This window comes from Microbacterium sp. 1262, assembly GCF_040544895.1.
GTDB lineage: Bacteria > Actinomycetota > Actinomycetes > Actinomycetales > Microbacteriaceae > Microbacterium > Microbacterium plantarum.
The window spans coordinates 906,999-925,876 of the sequence record NZ_JBEPKU010000001.1 but is presented as its reverse complement, the minus strand read 5'-3'; the positions used below and the strand labels follow the sequence as shown (position 1 = coordinate 925,876).

15 protein-coding genes and 2 riboswitches are annotated in these 18,878 nt (G+C 69.4%); of the genes, 5 read left to right on the top strand and 10 right to left on the bottom strand.

Annotation, left to right across the window (positions count from 1 at the left end; translation table 11 throughout):
- Positions 1 to 34 precede the first annotated feature (34 nt).
- From ABIC53_RS04345 to ABIC53_RS04320, 6 genes are all read right to left on the bottom strand, one after another.
- On the bottom strand, positions 35 to 1,759 hold the full coding sequence (locus ABIC53_RS04345) for an ABC transporter substrate-binding protein (protein ID WP_269266146.1): 1,725 nt from the start codon (positions 1,757 to 1,759) through the stop codon (positions 35 to 37).
- A 234-nt stretch (positions 1,760 to 1,993) separates the two neighbouring features.
- Positions 1,994 to 2,548, bottom strand: coding sequence for a PH domain-containing protein (locus ABIC53_RS04340; RefSeq protein WP_274177957.1), 555 nt, complete (start codon positions 2,546 to 2,548; stop codon positions 1,994 to 1,996).
- A gap of 11 nt (positions 2,549 to 2,559) precedes the next feature.
- A complete protein-coding gene (locus tag ABIC53_RS04335) occupies positions 2,560 to 4,284 on the bottom strand; it encodes a dipeptide ABC transporter ATP-binding protein (RefSeq protein ID WP_274177958.1) in 1,725 nt (574 codons plus the stop codon).
- Entirely contained in the window at positions 4,281 to 5,231 is a 951-nt protein-coding gene (locus tag ABIC53_RS04330; protein WP_023950496.1) for an ABC transporter permease, read from the bottom strand. The genes ABIC53_RS04335 and ABIC53_RS04330 overlap by 4 nt, the downstream gene beginning before the upstream one ends.
- Complete coding sequence (locus ABIC53_RS04325) at positions 5,221 to 6,150, bottom strand: ABC transporter permease (protein WP_023950495.1); 930 nt, start codon at positions 6,148 to 6,150, stop codon at positions 5,221 to 5,223. Before ABIC53_RS04325 ends, ABIC53_RS04330 begins: the two co-directional genes overlap by 11 nt.
- A gap of 117 nt (positions 6,151 to 6,267) precedes the next feature.
- Positions 6,268 to 7,878: a peptide ABC transporter substrate-binding protein gene (locus ABIC53_RS04320; protein ID WP_274177959.1), complete on the bottom strand. Its 1,611-nt coding sequence runs from the start codon at positions 7,876 to 7,878 to the stop codon at positions 6,268 to 6,270.
- Between the two features lie 374 nt (positions 7,879 to 8,252).
- Here ABIC53_RS04320 and ABIC53_RS04315 point away from each other — a divergent pair, with 374 nt between their 5' ends.
- The 4 genes from ABIC53_RS04315 to ABIC53_RS04300 are packed head-to-tail and all read left to right on the top strand — an operon-like array spanning position 8,253 to position 12,120.
- Positions 8,253 to 9,413, top strand: coding sequence for a M24 family metallopeptidase (locus ABIC53_RS04315; RefSeq protein WP_274177960.1), 1,161 nt, complete (start codon positions 8,253 to 8,255; stop codon positions 9,411 to 9,413).
- Between the two features lie 2 nt (positions 9,414 to 9,415).
- Positions 9,416 to 10,780 (top strand): M20/M25/M40 family metallo-hydrolase, encoded by a 1,365-nt coding sequence (locus ABIC53_RS04310; protein ID WP_354450537.1) that lies wholly within the window; start codon positions 9,416 to 9,418, stop codon positions 10,778 to 10,780.
- A complete protein-coding gene (locus ABIC53_RS04305) occupies positions 10,777 to 11,325 on the top strand; it encodes an Lrp/AsnC family transcriptional regulator (RefSeq protein ID WP_023950488.1) in 549 nt (182 codons plus the stop codon). Before ABIC53_RS04310 ends, ABIC53_RS04305 begins: the two co-directional genes overlap by 4 nt.
- A gap of 39 nt (positions 11,326 to 11,364) precedes the next feature.
- Positions 11,365 to 12,120 (top strand): CPBP family intramembrane glutamic endopeptidase, encoded by a 756-nt coding sequence (locus ABIC53_RS04300; protein ID WP_502915510.1) that lies wholly within the window; start codon positions 11,365 to 11,367, stop codon positions 12,118 to 12,120.
- A gap of 96 nt (positions 12,121 to 12,216) precedes the next feature.
- Here ABIC53_RS04300 and gcvP read toward each other — a convergent pair whose 3' ends face one another.
- The 4 genes from gcvP to ABIC53_RS04280 all read right to left on the bottom strand — a co-directional run bounded on the left by gcvP (position 12,217) and on the right by ABIC53_RS04280 (position 18,065).
- Entirely contained in the window at positions 12,217 to 15,096 is a 2,880-nt protein-coding gene (gene gcvP, locus ABIC53_RS04295) for an aminomethyl-transferring glycine dehydrogenase (protein ID WP_323985752.1), read from the bottom strand.
- Entirely contained in the window at positions 15,093 to 15,476 is a 384-nt protein-coding gene (gene gcvH / locus ABIC53_RS04290; RefSeq protein ID WP_114589552.1) for a glycine cleavage system protein GcvH, read from the bottom strand. Before gcvH ends, gcvP begins: the two co-directional genes overlap by 4 nt.
- Positions 15,473 to 16,585: a glycine cleavage system aminomethyltransferase GcvT gene (gcvT, locus tag ABIC53_RS04285; RefSeq protein ID WP_323985755.1), complete on the bottom strand. Its 1,113-nt coding sequence runs from the start codon at positions 16,583 to 16,585 to the stop codon at positions 15,473 to 15,475. Before gcvT ends, gcvH begins: the two co-directional genes overlap by 4 nt.
- 50 nt (positions 16,586 to 16,635) lie before the next feature.
- Positions 16,636 to 16,724: riboswitch (glycine riboswitch) on the bottom strand.
- A 1-nt stretch (position 16,725) separates the two neighbouring features.
- Positions 16,726 to 16,817, bottom strand: a riboswitch (glycine riboswitch).
- A 75-nt stretch (positions 16,818 to 16,892) separates the two neighbouring features.
- Positions 16,893 to 18,065 (bottom strand): MarP family serine protease, encoded by a 1,173-nt coding sequence (locus ABIC53_RS04280; protein ID WP_269266134.1) that lies wholly within the window; start codon positions 18,063 to 18,065, stop codon positions 16,893 to 16,895.
- Between the two features lie 108 nt (positions 18,066 to 18,173).
- Between ABIC53_RS04280 and ABIC53_RS04275 the strand changes: the two genes are divergently transcribed.
- Positions 18,174 to 18,869: an NUDIX hydrolase gene (locus tag ABIC53_RS04275; protein ID WP_274177965.1), complete on the top strand. Its 696-nt coding sequence runs from the start codon at positions 18,174 to 18,176 to the stop codon at positions 18,867 to 18,869.
- The last annotated feature ends 9 nt before the right edge of the window (positions 18,870 to 18,878 follow it).

The following is an 18,878-nucleotide window of genomic DNA, read 5'->3' as shown; positions in this document are numbered from 1 at the left end:
CCCACACTCTGGTCGTGTCAGAGACAGAATACGTTTATTCTGCGCGCGACCACTTCTCGGCGTTCCACATGATGCCGCTCTGGCCCACCGAGTGCTGTGCGTTCTCGATGTCGGCGGCAGCGGCGTCGACACCGGGGTGAGCGAACAGCGGGATGCCGAAGAGGTCGTCCCACAGCTGCTTCTCGATGATCTTCGTCTGCTCGAGGTGCACCGACTCGTCGAGGCTCGTCGCGAGCGTCTCCCACGCCTGGTCGACGACCGGGCTCGAGTAACCGCCGTAGTTCTGCGGCTTGTCGGTGGCGTAGATGTTCTGGCCCGAGGTGATCTGGCCGGAGCCGGCCCAGGCGAACAGCGCCACGTCGTAATCGCCGCGCTCCTGGGTACCACCGGGCTGGAAGAAGTCGGCGTTGCCGACATCCTGGATGTCGAAGCCGGCCTGGTCGCAAGACGACTTAATGAGAGCGACCTCGTCAGCACGGCGCGGGTTGGGGGCCGAGTAACCGATGCGCACGACGGTGCCGGCAGCGCCGGCGGCGTCGACGAGAGCCTTGGCCTCTTCGAGGTTCGGCTCGTCGTAGCGGCCGTCGTACGCGGCCGAGACGACCTCGTCGTAGTTCTCCTGGAAGGGGAACACCTCGCGCGCGTTCATGACCTCGGCGTCCGAGCTGACCGGCTTGATGAGGTTGTCGACGATCTGCTGGCGCGGCACGCACATCGCGAACGCCTGACGCAGCTCGAGGCTGTTCGCGAGCGACGCGTTGCCCTTGAAGTTGAAGTCGAGGTGCTCCCAGGTCAGCGTCTGGCCGGTGAGCAGCTGAGCGGCGTCGCCGAGCTCCTCGATCTGCGAGACGGTGTCGACCGTGGGCTGGGGGGCGATGACGTCGAGGTCGCCGTTCTGCAGCGCCTGGACCATCGCGTCCTGCGCGACGAAGCGGATGACGAGCTCGTCATTGGCTGCCTGCGTGCCGTAGTAGTTCTCGTTGCGCTTGAGGGTCACCGACTGGCCGGCCTCCCACGACGAGAGAACGTACGGGCCGGAGCTGGGGATGAGCGCCTCGTCCGGCAGCGTGCCGGGGGCGGTGTTCCATCCGGTGTTCCAGAACTCGGCTGCGTCTGCGAGAGCAGCGGCGTCGCCGCCGCGGATCGCCTCGACGAGCTCCTCGGTCGACAGACCGCCCTGCTCGGCGACGACGTGCGCGGGGCTGAGCATCCAGGTCTGGATCTGCCAGTCGGGGTCGGGCGCGGCGAACTGGACCGTGAACGACTTGGCGTCAGCGTCGCCCTGCGGGCCCTCGGGGACGGTGTCACCCAAGTCCTGCGAGACGGAGTTGAAGAGCGGGCCCTCGGCGCCGGCGAGGTTGGGGTTCTGGACACCCCAGGCGAGAACGGCGTCGGCCACCGTGATGGGCGTGCCATCGGACCACTCGGCGTTGTCGGCGATCGTGTACTCGACGACCATCGGGTCTTCCGAGATCAGCTCGTACGAGCCCAGATCGGTGTTCGGCTGGATGGCGCCGACCTCGTCGAAGTAGCTGAAGCCCGCGAGGAGCCGGTCCACGATCGCCGAGTTGTACGTCGAGTACGTCTCGGGCGTGAAGCCGTTGTAGCTGATGAAGTCGTTCGGACCGACCGAAACGGCGATGGACTGGCTCGCCGTCGTCGTCTCCTGTTCGCCGCCGTCCGCCGGCGCGCAGCCGGCGACGACGAGCGCCAGGGCAGCGGCGCTCGCGCCCGCCATGGAGATACGCGTGAAACGCATTCCCACTCCTGTTCTCTTGATGATCCGGGCGACGGAAGACCTTTCCGCTCCCCGCTCGGCGACACGGTCGCCGAGTTCAGATGACCACTACCCTTGCGTGCGTTCGTTTCCAACGTGTTGCGCGAAACGAGTTCGTTAGCAAAATGTGTCCTACCCATGCCGCCGTCGGCGCACGCCTTGCTCATCGCGGAAGGCGACGGCTGAGCACATAGGCAGCCGGGAGCCCCGGCGTCGTCAGCCGCCGAAGGCTAGGGCGATGACGGCCCAGACCGCGATGACCGCGAGCGGGAACAGGACCGCGCGGTTCCAGGCGGTGGTCACGGCCTCGTCCGGGGCTTCGGGCGCGTGCTCCTCCCACGCCGAGCGGATCTCCTCGATCTCCCGCACCGCCGCCGGCATCCGCTCCGCCTCCTCCCGGACGCTCGACCAGGCACCACGGCCGACGCGCGACGGCCGGCTCGGAGAGGGGCCGCCGAAGGCGGAGATCGACCGCCCCTGGGCGGTGTCGACAATGACCTGCCAGCGCAATCGGATGTCGGTGACGGACGGCCAGGGCACACGCGTCACCCGGAGCGGGTTCGCTATGACGATCGCGTTCTCGTCGGTCGCGATGAACGGCGCGTAGAGCAGCGTGTAGATGATCCAGACCGCCAGGAGGACCCAGGGGGCCAGCAGCAGACCCTGCACGACGCCGCCCCGGACGAAGGCGTCACCGAGGAGGAACGCACCGAGCAGACCGGCGCCGGCGACCGCGATGGTCGCCGACGCCGGCCGGTAGGTCTTGCGCATACTGCGGAGGCTCAGACGCCGAACTGGAATCCGGCGCCGGGAATGGCCGCGAGCAGTTCGCGCGTGTATTCCTCGGTCGAGTGGTCGAAGACCTCGTCGGTCGTCGCCGACTCCACCAGGCGACCCCGTCGCATGACCGAGACGTTGTCGGCCACGAGACGCACGACCGCGAGGTCGTGGGTGATGAACAGATAGGTCAGGTCGAGCTCCGTCTGCAACTCCGTCAGCAGGTTCAGGATCTGACCCTGCACGAGCACATCGAGCGCCGAGACGGCCTCGTCGAGGACGAGCACGTCGGGCTTGAGCGCGAGGGCACGGGCGATCGCGACGCGCTGACGCTGCCCGCCCGAGAGCTCGCTCGGATAGCGATCCTTCGCCGCTGCCGGCAGCGACACCTGGTCGAGCAGCTCGCGTACCCGCGCCGACCGCTCCTTCTGGGTGCCGAACTTGTGCACCCGCATGGGCTCGGCGATCGTGTCGCCGACGCTGTACTGCGGGTCGAGGGTGCCGTACGGGTCCTGGAAGACCGGCTGGACCCGGCGGCGGAAAGCGAGCTCCTCGGCGCGGCTGAGCCCGCCGAGCTTCTTGCCGTCGAAGCGGATCTCACCCGACGTCAGCTGCTCCAGCTGCAGGAAGAGCTTGGCGAGCGTGGACTTGCCCGACCCCGACTCGCCGACGATCGCGGTCGTCGTTCCCTTCGCCACCTGGATGCTGACGTCGTCCACGGCGACGATCTGCTTCGATGAGAGGCCGCCGGTGCGCACCTTGTAGACACGCCGCGCGTTGCGGATGTCGATGAAGTCACTGCGCGCAGCGACCGCCTCTGCCTCGGCCTCGCGTTCCTCGGCGCGTGCGAGGAACTGCTCCCCCGCGCCGAAGACGTCGACGTCCTCGTGGTGGCGCACCGCCTGGATGCGACGTGAGGCGAGGCTCGGGGCCGCGGACACGAGTCGCTTCGTGTAGGGATGCTTCGGATCGGCGAGGATCTCCTGCGACGGGCCCGACTCGACCACGCGACCGCGGTACATCACGACGAGGTGCTCGGCGCGCTCGGCCGCCAGGCCGAGGTCGTGGGTGATGAACAGCACCGACGTGCCGAAGTCCGTCGTGAGCGTGCCGAGGTGGTCGAGGATCTGGCGCTGCACGGTGACGTCCAGAGCCGACGTCGGCTCATCGGCGATGAGGAGCTTCGGACGCGCCGACAGACCGATCCCGATGAGCGCACGCTGACGCATACCACCGGAGAACTGGTGCGGGTACTGCCGCATCCGGTCGGCAGCGTCGGGCAGCCCTGCCTCGGTGAGGACCTCGACGGCACGATCGCGGACCGCGGCGCGACCGGTCGCGCTGCGGTTCGAGCGGACAGCCTCGCGCACCTGGAACCCGACGGTCAGCACCGGGTTGAGGTTCGACATGGGATCCTGCGGGACGTAGCCGATCTGCGCCCCGCGCACGGCCTGCAGCTCGCGGTTCGACAGCGCCGCGAGGTCGCGGCCCTCGAACATGATCTGGCCGTCCGTGATCCGCCCGGTGCCCGGGAGCAGCCGGATGATCGCCTGAGCCGTCGTGGACTTTCCGGAACCGGACTCGCCGACGATCGCGACCGACTGGCGCGGGTAGATCGTCAGGTCGACGCCGCGGACGGCCGGGACGAGTCCGGCCTTCGTCTGGAACCCGACGTGGAGGTTGCGGATGTCCAGCAGCGGCGTGGCATCCGAGGACGTGGTGTCGCTCATCGGCGCGCACGCTCCTTCGGGTCGAGGGCATCGCGCACGACGTCACCCAGCATGAGGAAGGACAGGACCGTCACCGACAGGGCGGCGGCGGGGTAGATCAGCACCATGGGGCTCGTGGTGAGCGACTGGCGCGCGGAGTTGATGTCGTTGCCCCAGCTCATCACCGTCCCGGGCAGGCCGATGCCGAGGAACGACAGGGTCGCCTCGGCGACGATGAAGGTTCCGAGCGACACCGTGGCCACGGCGATGACGGGTGCGATCGCGTTGGGCAGCACGTGACGCAGCAGCACGCGCCAGCGCGAGACGCCGAGCGCGATGGACGCCACGACGTAGTCGGCCTGCTTCGCCGTCAGGACCGCGCCGCGCATGATGCGAGCGATCTGCGGCCACGCGAAGACCGCGATCACGAGGGCGACGACGAGCGGCGTCCGGTCGGGCACGACCGACATGAAGACGATGGCGCCGAGCACGGTCGGGATGGCGAAGAAGATGTCCGCCACGCGCGACAGGATCGCGTCGAGGATGCCGCCGTAGTATCCGGCGAGGGCGCCGACGATCGAGCCGAAGATCGTCACCATGAGCGTCGCGATGAAGCCGACCATGACCGACGACTGCGTGCCGTAGATCACGCGGGCGTAGACGTCGCAGCCCTGGCGGGTGAATCCGAAGATGTGTCCGGCACGCGGACCGGCGTTGCTGTCGGCCAGCTGACAGTTCGCGGTCGGCGACACGGGCGAGAAGAGCCCGGGGAACATCGCGACGACGAGGATCAGCACGATGAGCACGGCGGAGACCCAGAACATGGGCCGGCGGCGCATCGACTGCCACGCGTCGCTCCAGACGGTGCGCGGCTTGTCGTCGGTCGAGACGGCGTCGATCGCCTGGAGCGGCGTCTCCTCCTCGGGAGCGACGAAGTGTTCCTGATTCCGGCGGAGATTACTTGGCATAGCGGATCCTCGGGTCGAGCCAGGCGTACAGGAGATCGACGAGCAGGTTCGCCAGCATGATGATGATCACCATGATGGCGACGAAGGACACGACCGTGGGTCCCTCACCGATCGTGATGGCGCGATAGATCGTGCCGCCGACGCCGTTGATGTTGAAGATGCTCTCGGTCACGATCGCGCCGACCATCAGCGATCCGAGATCCACGCCCAGGTAGGTCACCACGGGGACGAGCGAGTTGCGCAGGACGTGCACCGTGACGACGCGACGGCGGCTGAGGCCCTTGGCCGTCGCCGTGCGGACGAAGTCAGCGGAGAGGTTCTCCGCGACGGAAGAGCGGGTGAGCCGGACGATGTACGCGAACGAGACCGTCGCGAGCACGATCGCCGGCAGGAGGAGCTCGTTCCAGGGCGCACCCGCACTGACGGTGGTGCGGAACCAGCCGAGCTGGATGCCGAGGATGTACTGCAGAACGAAACCGATGACGAAGGTCGGCACGGAGATGAGGAGCAGGCTGACGACCAGAGCGGTGGCGTCGAAGAGCTTGCCCTTGCGCAGGCCCGCGATGAGACCGACGACGATGCCGAAGAACGCTTCGATCGCGAGGGCGAGGACCGCCAGTCGCAGCGTGATGGGGAACGCCTGAGCCATGACGTCGATGACGGGGCGGCCCGAGAACGTCGTGCCCCAGTCACCCTGCAGCAGCGCCCCGATGTACAGGAAGTACTGCACGATGAACGGCTTGTCGAGGTTGTACTGCGCCCTCACCGCCTCGATGACGGCGGGAGACGGCTGACGCTCGCCGTACAGGGCGGCGATCGGGTCTCCCGGCAAGAGGAAGACGAGGGCGTAGATGAGAAGGGTCGCCCCGAAGAAGACGGGGATCAGCTGCAGCAGCCGTCGACCGATGAACCAGAGCATCGACGAATAGTTCCTAAATGGGTTCGGGTAGTGAGGGCGAGAGGGCCCCGGTCAGCACGGTGTCCGGGACGCGAATGCGCCCCGGACACCGTACTCGATGATCGCCTGGAGCCGAACTCAGCCCTTGGTGACCTGGTTGTAGAGCGGCACCGAGTCCCAGCCGAAGACGACGTTGTCGACGCCCTCGCCCCAGACACCGACGGCGTTCTGGTACCACAGCGGAACGCTGGGCAGATCGCGCATCAGGATCTCCTGAGCCTGCTCGTACAGGCCGGCAGCGTCCTCGATGGACGGAGCCGATGCGGCCTGCGTCAGCAGCTGGTCGAACTCCGGGTTGGTGTAGCCCTCGTAGTTCGAGCTTGCGCCGGTGCTGTACTGCGCCGACAGGAAGTTACCCTGCGACGGGTAGTCCGCCTGCCATCCGGCGCGGGTGGCGCCGGTCAGGGTGCCGGTCGTGCGCAGGTCGAGCGCAGCGGCGAACGTCGGCTGCGGTGAGCCGACCGCCTCGATGCCGAGCGTGTTGGCGATGCTGTTCGCGACAGCATCCACCCAGGCCTGGTGGCCACCGTCGGAGTTGTACGTGATGGTGAACGGTCCGGCGTACGGGCTGATCGCCTCGGCCTCGGCCCACTTCGCCTTCGCCTCTTCGGGGTTGTACTCGAGGACCTCGGAGCCGGGCAGGTCGTCGCTCCAGCCCTCGACGACCGGCGACGTGAAGTCGGTGGCCGGCGTGCGGGTGCCCTGGAAGATCGTGTCCGTGATCTCCTCGCGGTTGATCGCCATCGAGATCGCCGCGCGACGCAGCTGACCCTCTTCGTCGTTGCCGAAGTTCGGCAGGTAGAAGGGGATGTTGAAGCCCTGGAAGATCGCCGCGGGCTGGTTGACCGAACGCTCCGGGAAGTCCGTCTCGTAGGTCGCGAAAGCCGTGTCGGGAACGGTGTCGAGCACGTCGAGGTTGCCGCCCTGCGCGTCGGCGTAGGCCGACTCGAGGGAGGTGTAGAAGACGATGTTCAGACCGTCGTTCTTGACCTCGCGCACACCCTTGTAGTCGGGGTTCGGAACGAGGTTGATGCCCTCGTTGTGGCGCCATGCGCCCTCGCCGTCGAGCATGTACGGGCCGTTGCCCACGGGGTTCTCACCGAACGCCTCGAGGTCCTCGAACGCGACGGACGGCAGCGGCATGTAAGCCGTGTAGCCGAGGCGCAGCGGGAAGTCCGCGTCGGGAGCCTTGAGCGTGACCGTGAAGGTCATGTCGTCGACGACAGCGAGGCCGCTCGGGGCGGTGCTGCCGTCGTCGGACGCGCCTTCGATCGTGTAGAACCAGTACGCGCCGTTCTCATCCTGCGCGCCCGCGGTCCAGGTGTCGACGAACGTCTGAGCGGTGATCTCCTCACCGTTGGTGAACTTCCAGCCGTCGGCGACGGTGATCGTCCAGACGACGTTGTCGTCGCTCTCGATCGAGGAAGCGACCTCGTTCTCGATCGTGCCGTCGGCCTTGTAGCTGACCAGGCCCGCGTACATCGAGGTGAGGATGCGGCCGCCGCCGGTCTCGGTGGTGCCGAAGGTCAGCAGCGGGTTCTGCGGCTCGGTGCCGTTCGTGGTGATGATCGCGGAGGCGTTGGAGCCCCCGCCCGTGTTGCTGTCGCCGCCGGCCGAGCAACCGGCCAGCGTGAGCGTGACGGCGGACACCAGCGCGATCGCGCCGACTCCCCAACGTCGTCTCGACATGTTTCCTCCTGGGTGACGGGTACGCGCTCACGGTCGACGGCGGCGAAGACACACCGGTGTCCGGAGCACGGGATATACCCCCGACGATAAGCGCGCTCCCGCCCTGTGACCGCATCCAGGCCCAAACCGTTACATGTCGGCAACAATCGCGCCCGTGGGGTTGTCATCGTGCACCGGGTGAGCCTCGCCCTCTGGGCGGTGCGTCAACCGGGCTGCCAGCCACCCGATCGCGACCACCCGCGGGAACCTTCCACTTCACTCGCGAGCGCCCACGTAAGCTTTGGATATGAAGGTGAACGGGCGCGACCACCTCTCTGATGTAAGGTCGAGTCGTCCCGGATCCCACCGGAACTCACGACCGAAGGAGAGCCGCTGTGGTGGACGACGCCATCCTCATCTACGCGAGCACGCTGGCCGCCGACATGCGCCACGTCATCCCCCACGACGTGCACGACCCGTTCCTCTACATCGAGGTCGACGGCGCGCCGCACGTGGCCATCAAGTCGCTCGAGGCGGCGCGCATGCGCGATGTGCCGGGTATGACCGTGTTCCCCCTCGACGAGCTCGGCTTCGACGACTTCCGCGCCGCAGGCCAGGACCCCGACCTCGCGGAGCTCTCCACTCTCGTCGCCGCCTGCCGCAAGCTCGGCGTGACACACGCCGCAGTGCCGCCCACCTTCCCCCTCGAGGTGGCCGACCACCTGCGCGCCAACGGGGTGGAGGTCCGCGTGGACCGTGACCTGTTCGTGCAGCGCCGTCGCGTGAAGACTCCGCACGAGCTCGCCGGCATCCGCCGCGCGCAGGTCGCCGCTGAGGCGGGCGTCTCGCTCGTCGCCGATGCCATGCACCGCGCCACCGTCGACGCCGACGGCGGCCTTCTGCTCGACGGCACGCCGCTGACCTGCGAGGACCTCAAGGACCGCATCCGGTCGGTCTTCCTCCGCAACGGCTGCGAAGACGCGGGCATGATCGTCGCCCACGGAGCCCAGACGTGCATCGGACACCACGCCGGATCGGGTCAGATCTTCGAAGGCGAGCCGGTCACGGTCGACATCTGCCCGCGCGACATCGCCTCGGGCGGCAATTCGGACATGACCCGGACCTTCGTCAAGGGCGACATCGACGACGAGCTCGCCTTCTACTACGACATCGTCAAGAAGTCGTTCGACGCGACGCTCGCGGCGATCCGTCCGGGACTGCCGGTGGCGGAGCTGCACCGCATCTCGTGCGAGCCCATCGAGGCCGCCGGCCAGCCGACCCAGCTGACGAAGAAGCCGGGCGAGGTGCTCGACGAGGGGTACTTCCACTCGCTCGGACACGGCGTGGGCCTCGAGGTGCACGAACCGCCGAGCCTCAACCAGAACGATGCCGTCCTCGTGGCCGGTGACGTCATCGCCATCGAGCCGGGCTGCTACCGCCAGGGCTTCGGAGGCGTTCGCCTCGAGGACATCGTGCTGGTGACCGAGGACGGCTACGAGCTCATCTCGGACTACCCCTACGACCTCGTGCCCGTCTCGCTGCCCCGGGGCAAGTGAGGATGGCGCGCGACGCCCGGATCGACGACCGCGCCGACGAGATCGTCGAGAGCTGGCGGGAACTGTGCCGGTTCCCGACAGTCGCCGGTCGACTCGACGCGATCGCAGCGGCCGCCGACTGGATCGAGGAGCGCCTCGCGCCGCTGATGGATCGCGTCGTGCGCTACGACATCCCCGGTTATGGACCCGTCGTCGTCGGTTTCCGAGCCGGGGCGAGCGATGCGTCGCTGCTGCTGTACAACCACTACGACGTCCAGCCCGAGGGCGATCCGTCGCGCTGGACCTCGCCGCCGTACGCCGCGGAGATCCGGGACGGTGCGATGTACGCGCGCGGCGCGTGCGACGACAAGGCCGACGTGGCGGGCCGTCTCGCCTCGCTCCGCCTCTGGATCGAGGACCACGACGGGCAGACTCCGTTCGGCGTCATCTACCTCGCGGACCCGTGCGAGGAGATCGGCAGCCCGGGCCTGGACGCTGTCCTCGCCGCGCACGCGGCCGAGCTGCGCGCCGATGCGTGCCTGTGGGAGAGCTACCTCCGCGAGGAAGACGGGCGCCCCGCCGTCGGGTTCGGATGCCGGGGCTCGCTCGAGATCGAGCTGTCGCTCGACATCCTCGCCGCGGCGCAGCATCCGTCGTACTCCTCGATCCTGCGCTCCGCACCGCTCGAGCTGATGAAGGCGATCTCGTCGATGCGCACCGACGACGGCCGGATCGCCGTCGCCGGTGTGCGGGATGAGGCTCTCGTCCCCGACGAGCGCGCGCGTCGCCGCACGGCGGACATCACCCTGCCCGGACCCTCGATCGCGCGTGACGGCGTGTCGCCCTATCTGCCGGGGACGGACGCGGAGCTCTCGACGCGGTTCGTCTTCGAGCCGTCGATGAGTCTCTCCGGGTTCGACCTCGACGACGGCGTGCGGCAGAGCATTCCGGCGTCGGCGTCTGCACGCGTGCGCTTCGGGCTCGTCCCCGGGATGCAGCCGGAGCGCGTGGTGGATGCTGTCCGCGCCCACCTCTCCGCACGGCATCCGGACATCTCGGTATCCGTCATCCGCGCCCTCGCGCCCGCGTACTCACCGGTCGAGTCCGCCTTCGGCGAGGCCGTCGTGCGCGCCGCCGGGCATGCCTTCGGCGCCGACGCGGTCGTCTACGACGTGATGACGGGAGCGGGTCCCGGCGCCCTGTTCCTCGAGCACCTCGGAGCCCCCATCATCTCCCCCACGGGCACCCTGCGACCGGCCGGGAACATGCACGGCTACGATGAGCACGGCTACGTCGAAGACTTCCTCGACCACGTCCAGTTCACCCTCGACGTCCTCCGGGAGCTCGAACGCAGCGGCTTCGCCGACACACCCCGGGGAGGGGCATGACGACCGATCCAGCGCACCTGCGCTCGCTGCTCGAACCCGAGCGCGAGGTCCTCGAGATCGACGACGTCGATCGGCGGATCCTGCATCGCCTGCACGAGGACGCCCGTGCGTCGATGCGCAGCATCGCGGCGGACGTCGGGATGTCGGCTCCGGCTGTCGCGGAACGCATCGCGCGGATGGAACGCGGGCACGTCATCCGCCGGCACACGATCGAGCTCGACTGGGCGGCGCTGGGCTATCCGATGCTCGTCGTGATGCCGTTACGGCTGACCGGGAACGCCGACGCTGCCGCAGTGCTGACCGCGCTCAAGGCGATCGACGCCATGACCGAGGTCATCGTCCTGGCGGCCGGGTACGACCTGATGGCGCGGTTCCGCGTCCGCGACCACGCCGATCTGCAGCGACTGCTCGTCGAGCAGGTCTGGCCGATCCCGGGCATCGACCGCGTCGAGACCATGCTCGCCATCGGCCGCCTCGCCGATCCCGAGCCGTTGCAGCACGTCCTGGCGACCGAGACCCCCGCGCGCAAACGCCGCCGCCCGTGACCCGCCATCCCCCGGCTTAACATCGACCCGGGAGGAAGAATGACGCACGTGTCACGGACCCGACTGTGGTGGGAGATCGCCCTCGTTCTGGCGCTCTCGGTCGGCCGGTCGGCGTTCTTCTCGGTGCTGTCGTTCCTCGAGGCGGTGACGAGCCCGGTGAGCCTCGGCGACCAGTCGACCTCGCTCAATCCCGGTGCAGCGACCATCGACCCGTGGCAGGTGGTGTCGCAGGTCTTCTCGAACCTCTTCAACCTCGCGCCCGTCGCGTTGGCGATCTACTTCCTCTGGGAGCCCGGCCGCTCGGCGCTGCGCCGGATCGGTCTGGACTTCCGGGTGTTCGGAAAGGATGCCGGCGCCGGCATCCTGCTCGTCGTTCTCATCGGCGGGCCGGGCCTCGGGCTGTACGCACTCGGACGGGCGCTCGGGATCACCGTCCAGGTGGGGGCCGCACCGCTCGACGGCGGCTGGACCGCCGTCATGCTCCTCGCGCTGGCCGCCCTGCGGGCGGGACTCACCGAGGAGGTCATCTTCATCGGTTACCTGTTCGACCGGCTTCGCCGTCTCGGCTGGAGCACGTGGACGATCATCCTGTCGACCGCCGCGCTCCGCGGGATGTACCACGCGTACCAGGGCGTCGGCCCGATCTTCGGGAACATCGCGATGGGCGTGGTCTTCGGGTGGGTCTACCACCGTTGGGGCCGGGTCATGCCGCTCGTCGTCGCGCACGTCGTGATCGACCTCATCGCGTTCATCGGCTACCCGCTGGCCGCATCGTGGTGGCCCGGGCTCTTCTGACACGTCGCGCTCACCGAGCACGCACCCCCGCGTCGAGCACGCACGCTGAACGGTGCGAGCTCGACGGGACGGTGCGTTCTCGCGACGCCGGGGGCGTCAGGCGAAGGCCTCCGGCGGCGGGCAGGCGCACACGAGGTTGCGGTCGCCGTAGGCCTGGTCGATACGACGCACCGGTGGCCAGTACTTGCCGCGGACGAGGGACCGCACGGGATAGACGGCCTCTTCGCGCGAGTAAGCGTGCGACCAGGCCGACGCGACCGCCGCTTCAGCCGTGTGCGGCGCGCCGACGAGCGGGTTGTCATCGGCCGGCCACTCCCCCGCGGCGACCCGGTCGGCTTCGGCGCGGATCGCGATCATCGCCTCGACGAACCGGTCGATCTCGGCGAGGTCCTCCGACTCCGTCGGCTCGACCATGAGCGTCCCCGCCACCGGGAACGACATCGTCGGCGCGTGGAAGCCGTAGTCGATCAGCCGCTTCGCGACGTCGTCCACGGTGATGCCGGTGCGCTCCCGCAGAGGACGCAGATCCAGGATGCACTCGTGCGCGACGAGTCCGCCTTCGCCGGCGTAGAGCACCGGATAGTGCTCGCGCAGCCGCGCCGCGATGTAGTTCGCCGCGAGCACCGCAGCTCCCGTGGCCGCCCGCAGCCCGGCTGCCCCCAGCATGCGCACGTACGCCCACGAGATCGGAAGGATGGATGCCGAGCCGTAGGGCGCGGCCGAGACCGGACCGCCTTCGAAGACGAACCCGCCCGCGTGCTCGGCCCGCTGGGCGTGCGGGTGCGACGGCAGGAACGGCGCCAGGTGCGCCTTGGCAGCCACGGGGCCCACGCCCGGTCCGCCGCCCCCGTGCGGGATGGCGAAGGTCTTGTGGAGGTTGAGATGCGAGACGTCGCCACCGAGGTCGCCGAAGCGAGCGAAACCGAGGAGGGCGTTGAGGTTGGCGCCGTCGACGTAGACCTGACCGCCCGCCGCGTGCACCGCATCGGTGATCGCGAGCACCTCGTGCTCGTACACCCCGTGAGTCGAGGGGTAGGTGATCATGAGAGCGGAGAGCGCCGCAGCATGCTCGTCGATCTTGGCGCGGAGATCGTCGAGGTCGACGTTTCCCGCTTCGTCGCAGGCCACGACCACGACGCGCATACCGGCGAGCACGGCAGACGCGGCGTTGGTGCCGTGCGCCGACGACGGGATGAGGCAGACGGTCCGGTCGTCGTCGCCTCGCGACCGGTGATAGCCGCGGATCGCGAGCAGCCCCGCGAGCTCGCCCTGCGAGCCGGCATTGGGCTGCAGCGACACGGCGTCGTAACCGGTCACCTCGGCGAGCCACCCCTCGAGCTGCTCGATGAGCTCGAGATACCCGCGCACGTCGTCGGCGGGTGCGAACGGGTGCACGCGGGCGAACTCCGGCCAGGTCACGGCGGCCATCTCGGTCGCGGCGTTCAGCTTCATCGTGCACGACCCGAGCGGGATCATGCCACGGTCGAGCGCGTAGTCGCGGTCGGCGAGGCGCTTGAGGTAGCGCATCATCGCCGTCTCGGAGTGGTGGCTGTTGAACACCGGATGCGTGAGGTACTCGTCCTCGCGCCGAAGCGACGCCGGTGCGTGCCGGTCAGCCCACGTCGATCCGCCGATGAATGCGAATGCGCGCTGCTCGGGACCGCCGAATGCTCGGACGATCGCGTGCAGATCGCTGACGGTCGTCGTCTCGTCGACGGCGACACCGACCGTGTCGTCGTCGCGGTGCCACAGCTGGTAACCGGATTCGCGGGCCGCCGCGACGACGCCTGCTGCCCGGCCCGGCGCGCGCACCACGAGCGTGTCGAAGAACGCATCATGCTCGACCTCGACCCCCGCATCGGCCAGCCACTCCGCGAGAAGGGCCGCGTGACCGGCGACGGACTCGGCGATGCGCCGGAGCCCGTCCGGGCCGTGGTACACGGCGTACATCGACGCCATGACCGCCAGCAGGACCTGTGCGGTGCAGATGTTCGACGTCGCCTTCTCGCGACGGATGTGCTGCTCGCGCGTCTGGAGCGAGAGCCGGTAGGCGGGATCGCCCGCCGCATCGACCGAGACGCCGACGAGCCGTCCGGGCAGCTGGCGCTCGAGGCCGGCACGCACCGCCATGTACCCGGCGTGGGGTCCGCCGAAGCCCATCGGCACGCCGAACCGCTGGGTGGTGCCGACGGCCACGTCCGCCCCGAGCGAGCCGGGCGATCGCAGCAGGGTCAGCGCGAGGAGATCCGCCGCCACGACGACGAGACCGCCCGCAGCCTGCACCTCCGCGATGACCGTGCTCGGATCCCACACACGGCCGGACGCACCGGGATACTGCACGAATGCACCGAAGACCGGCTCGTCGGACGGGGCCGTGCCCGCGCCGCCGGCGAAGTCGATCTCGCGCAGTTCGATGCCGAGCGCCGCCGCTCGATGGCCGAGCAGCGCCTTCGTCTGCGGCAGCGCATCCGCGTCGACGAGGAACACGTTGCTGCGCGACTTCGAGGCCCGCCGTGCGACGAGCATGCCCTCGACGACGGCGGTGGCCTCGTCGAGCATGGACGCATTCGCCGTCGCGAGCCCGGTCAGGTCGGTGACCATCGTCTGGAAGTTGATGAGCGCTTCGAGGCGGCCCTGCGAGATCTCCGGCTGGTACGGCGTGTACGCGGTGTACCAGGACGGGTTCTCGAGGACGTTGCGCTGGATGACGGCAGGCGTGAGCGTGTCGTAGTACCCCAGGCCGATCATCGCCCGTGCCGGGCGGTTGCGCGATGCCAGCTCGCGCAGCTCCGCGAGCGCCTCGTGCTCGGCGGCCGCGGCCGGGATCACGCTGTCGGGCACCGCATCGACCTGGATGGCCGCGGGCACGGCTCGGGCGAGCAGAGCGTCGACGTCCGGATAACCGAGGACCTCGAGCATGCGCTGCTGCGCGGCGCCGTCGGTGCCGATGTGACGGGCGACGAAAGCGGAGGTCATCGGTCTCCGCCGGTGAGCTCGACGTAGGCGGCGCGGTCGAGCAAACCGTCCGCGTCGGCGGGATCGATCTCGATGCGAACGAGCCACCCGTCGCCGAACGGCCCGGCGTTCACGAGCGACGGGTCGTCGACGACGGCCTCGTTGACCTCGACGACGGTTCCGCTCAGCGGCGCGTAGAGCTCGCCGACCGACTTGGTCGATTCGATCTCGCCGCAGACGGCATCGGCGGTCACCGCGGTTCCGACGGCAGGGAGATCGACGAACACCACGTCACCCAGCTTCTCGGCGGCGTAGTCGGTGATGCCCACCGTCGCGGTGGTGCCCGAGAGGGCGACCCACTCGTGCTCGGCGGTGTACTTCAGGGCGTCGAGATCGGTCATTTCTTCCTCCGGTAGAACGGCAGCGTGGTGACGGTGGCGGGAATGCGGGTACCGCGGACATCGAGCGCCAGCTCGGTGCCGAGTGCGGCGTATCCGGGTGCGACGTAGGCCATGGCGATGGGATGCCCGAGGGTCGGGCTCAGGGCGCCGCTCGTGATCACACCGACGCGCTCGCCGTCGGGGCCGAGCACGGCGTAGCCGGCGCGGCCGGCGCGGCGGCCCGCCGAGACGAGACCGACGAGCACCGGCCCGCCCGAGGAGTCGCGGGACTCGAGGCCCTCGCGGCCCACGAAGGCGCCCTTGTCCGTGGCGACGACGCGGCCGAGACCCGCCTGCGCAGGAGCGACGTCGCGCGAGAGCTCGTGTCCGTACAGCGGCATCCCGGCTTCGAGCCGCAACGTATCGCGCGACGCGAGGCCCGCCGGAGCGAGCCCGAGCGGTGACCCGGCCGCGAGCACGGCATCCCAGAGGGCTTCGGCCGCGCGGGCCGGGATCATCAGCTCGAATCCGTCTTCGCCGGTGTACCCGGTGCGTGCGAGGAGCAGCGGCTCGCCCGCGAACTCGCCGGCGGTCCACGCGTAGTACCGCGTGTCCGCGAGCGCGACGTCGGGCGTCGACAGGCCCGGGGTGGACTCGAGGACCGCCAGCGCCGCCGGGCCCTGGACGGCCAGGAGCGCGTAGTCATCGGTGAGGTCTCGCACCTCGACGTCCCAGCCTTCGGCACGCTCCTGCAACGCCGCCCACACGGGCTCGCGGTTGCCCGCGTTCGCGATGATGAGGAAGCGGTCGTCGCCGAGGCGGTAGACGATGACATCGTCGATGATCCCGCCGTCGTCGGCGAGGACGAGCGAGTACTTCGCCTTCCCGACGGCCATCGTCGAGATCCTGCCGGCGAGGGCGGCGTCGAGGCAGTCCCCGGCGACCGAGCCGGTCACCTCGAACTCCGCCATGTGCGAGATGTCGAACAATCCGGCGGCGGAGCGCACCGCGTGGTGCTCGGCGAGGTCGGAAGTGTAGCGGACCGGCATGAGCCAGCCGCCGAAGTCGGTGAACGATGCGCCGAGCGCAGCGTGACGATGGTGCAGGACGGTGGAGCGGGGATCTGACATGAGTTCTCCCGTTGCGGGCGGGCGGCTGCCACGGCTGCGGCATCCGGAACTCCCCCTCTGTCTTGGGCCTGAGAGTTTCACCGGGCGAACCCGGCTTTCACCGTCGGCGGATCCCCGAGGGGATCGCTTTCCAGAGCGGCCGGACGCGCGCGGTACGCGGACCTGAGAGATTGGCGGGGAGGCTTGCTCCTTCGGTGCCCGGAATTCTCCGGGGCTCTCCCGCGTGCGTCATGCGGCCTGTCTTCAGTTGCGCGATCAGCATAGCGTCACCGCGCGAGACCGCGCAGGCGCCGCTGTACTGGGCCGCTCAGCGCGTGCAGCTCCCCGCCGTCACGGCCGGAGCGTCCGCAGAGGCGCCCGCGAGCACCGGCAGCAGCTCCGTCGTCGTCATCGCGTAGCCCCGCCGCTCGTCCTCGGCGCCGCGCGCGAACACGACGCCGGCGACCTCACCGGCGTCGGTCAACAGCGGCCCGCCGGAGTTGCCCGGGCGGACGTCGGCATCGAGCGCGTAGATCTCACGCGGAGCGCTGGACTCGTCGTAGATGTCGGGGACGGGGGCCGAGCCCACCGAGAGGACGAAGGCGGCTCCGCTCGTGAAGGGCCCGCCGAGCGGGTATCCCTGGACCGCGACCGCTGCTCCCGCGGCGACCGGCGGAACGACCGGCAGGGGCGCCACGCCCAGGTCCGAGACCGCGATGACGGCGAGGTCGTCGATCGGGTCGAAGTACACCACGCGCCCTTCACGCGCGTCGCGGCCCGGCAGCTCGACGACGGGGGTGTCGACGCCCGCCACGACGTGGGCGTTGGTCACGATGAGGTCGTCGGCGGCGACGAATCCGGACCCGGTCATCGACACACCGCAGGCGTAGGCCGTGCCGCTGATGCGGGCGACGGATGCCGCCGCGCGCTGCAGCTCGGGATCATCGAGCGCGACGGCGGGCGCGGTCGGCGCGACCTCGGGCCGGAGAAGCTCGCCGATGCGGGGGATCCCCTCGTCGACGACGAATCCGCGCACCTCGGCGAGCGCGCTGTCGACGGGGTCGGGGGTGAGACCGTCGATGAACGAGAGCACGCGCGATGAGGCCACGGCGGTGGATACGAGCGGCATGCCGCTCGCCGTGACCGCGCCGGCGCCGAGGAGGAGGACGAGTCCGCCGGCGATCGTCGCCCCGCCGGCACCCAGGATGCGGTCGAGGATGCGCAGCTTGGCTCGGTCGACGCCGCGGCGCAGCGCCGCACCGACAGCGGTGCCGAGCGCGGTGCACAGGATGATGATCGCGATGGCGCAGATGGCGAGCACGAGCGACCGGTACTCCCAGTCGGCGACGCCGGGCGCGATGAGGGGCACAGCCCATACGGCGAGGAGCGAGCCGATGACGAGCCCGGCGAGCGAGCCCGCGATCGCGACGAGGCCTCGTGTCACGCCGATGGCGAAGAAGCCGACGAGGAGGATCACGACGATGACGTCGACCAGCAGCACAGGACCTCCTCGGGAACGGAGGCCAGCGTACGGCGTCCCGCTGTGAGTCCCCCGTTTTGCGCTTCGTGTCGCGATGACTATAAGATCGGTGCGACAGTTAGGGTCACAATGACACGAACCACCGCGGATGGGCCGCAGGACGACATCCGGGTCGCCGTCTCGACGGTCATCTTCAGCCTGCGCCACGACGGCGGCGAGCTTCCCTCCGTCGTGCTCCCCCTGGTGCGTCGCACGCGCGATCCCCACGCCGGACAGTGGGCGCTCCCTGGCGGATGGCTCGACGTGTCCGAGAACCTCGAGGCTGCCGCATCCCGGACCCTGGCCGAGACGACCGCGCTGGCTCCGAGCTATCTCGAGCAGCTCTACGTCTTCGGCGACGTCGGCCGCTCTCCCTCGCGAGTGGTGTCGATCGTCTACTGGGCGCTGGTGCGCGAGGACGTCGCATCGACACCGCTGCCCGAGGACGAGAACGTCGCGTGGTTCGACGCCGCCGATCTGCCGGAGCTGGCGTTCGACCACCGGAGCATCATCGAGTACGCACTCTGGCGGCTGCGCAACAAGGTCGGCTACAGCCGTATCGCGCATGGGCTTCTGCCTGACCTGTTCACCCTCGCCGAGCTTCGCGAGGTGTACGAGGCCATCGGCGGCAAGCGCCTCGATCCGGCGAACTTCCGCCGCCAGGTCGAGGGGTCGGGCACCCTCATCCCGACACGCGAGTTCCGCACCGGCAGCCACCGCCCCGCCCGGCTCTACCGCTACAACCACGACGTCGAGCTCGCCGACCGCGGGCCGCTCCCCCGATGAAGGAACGCG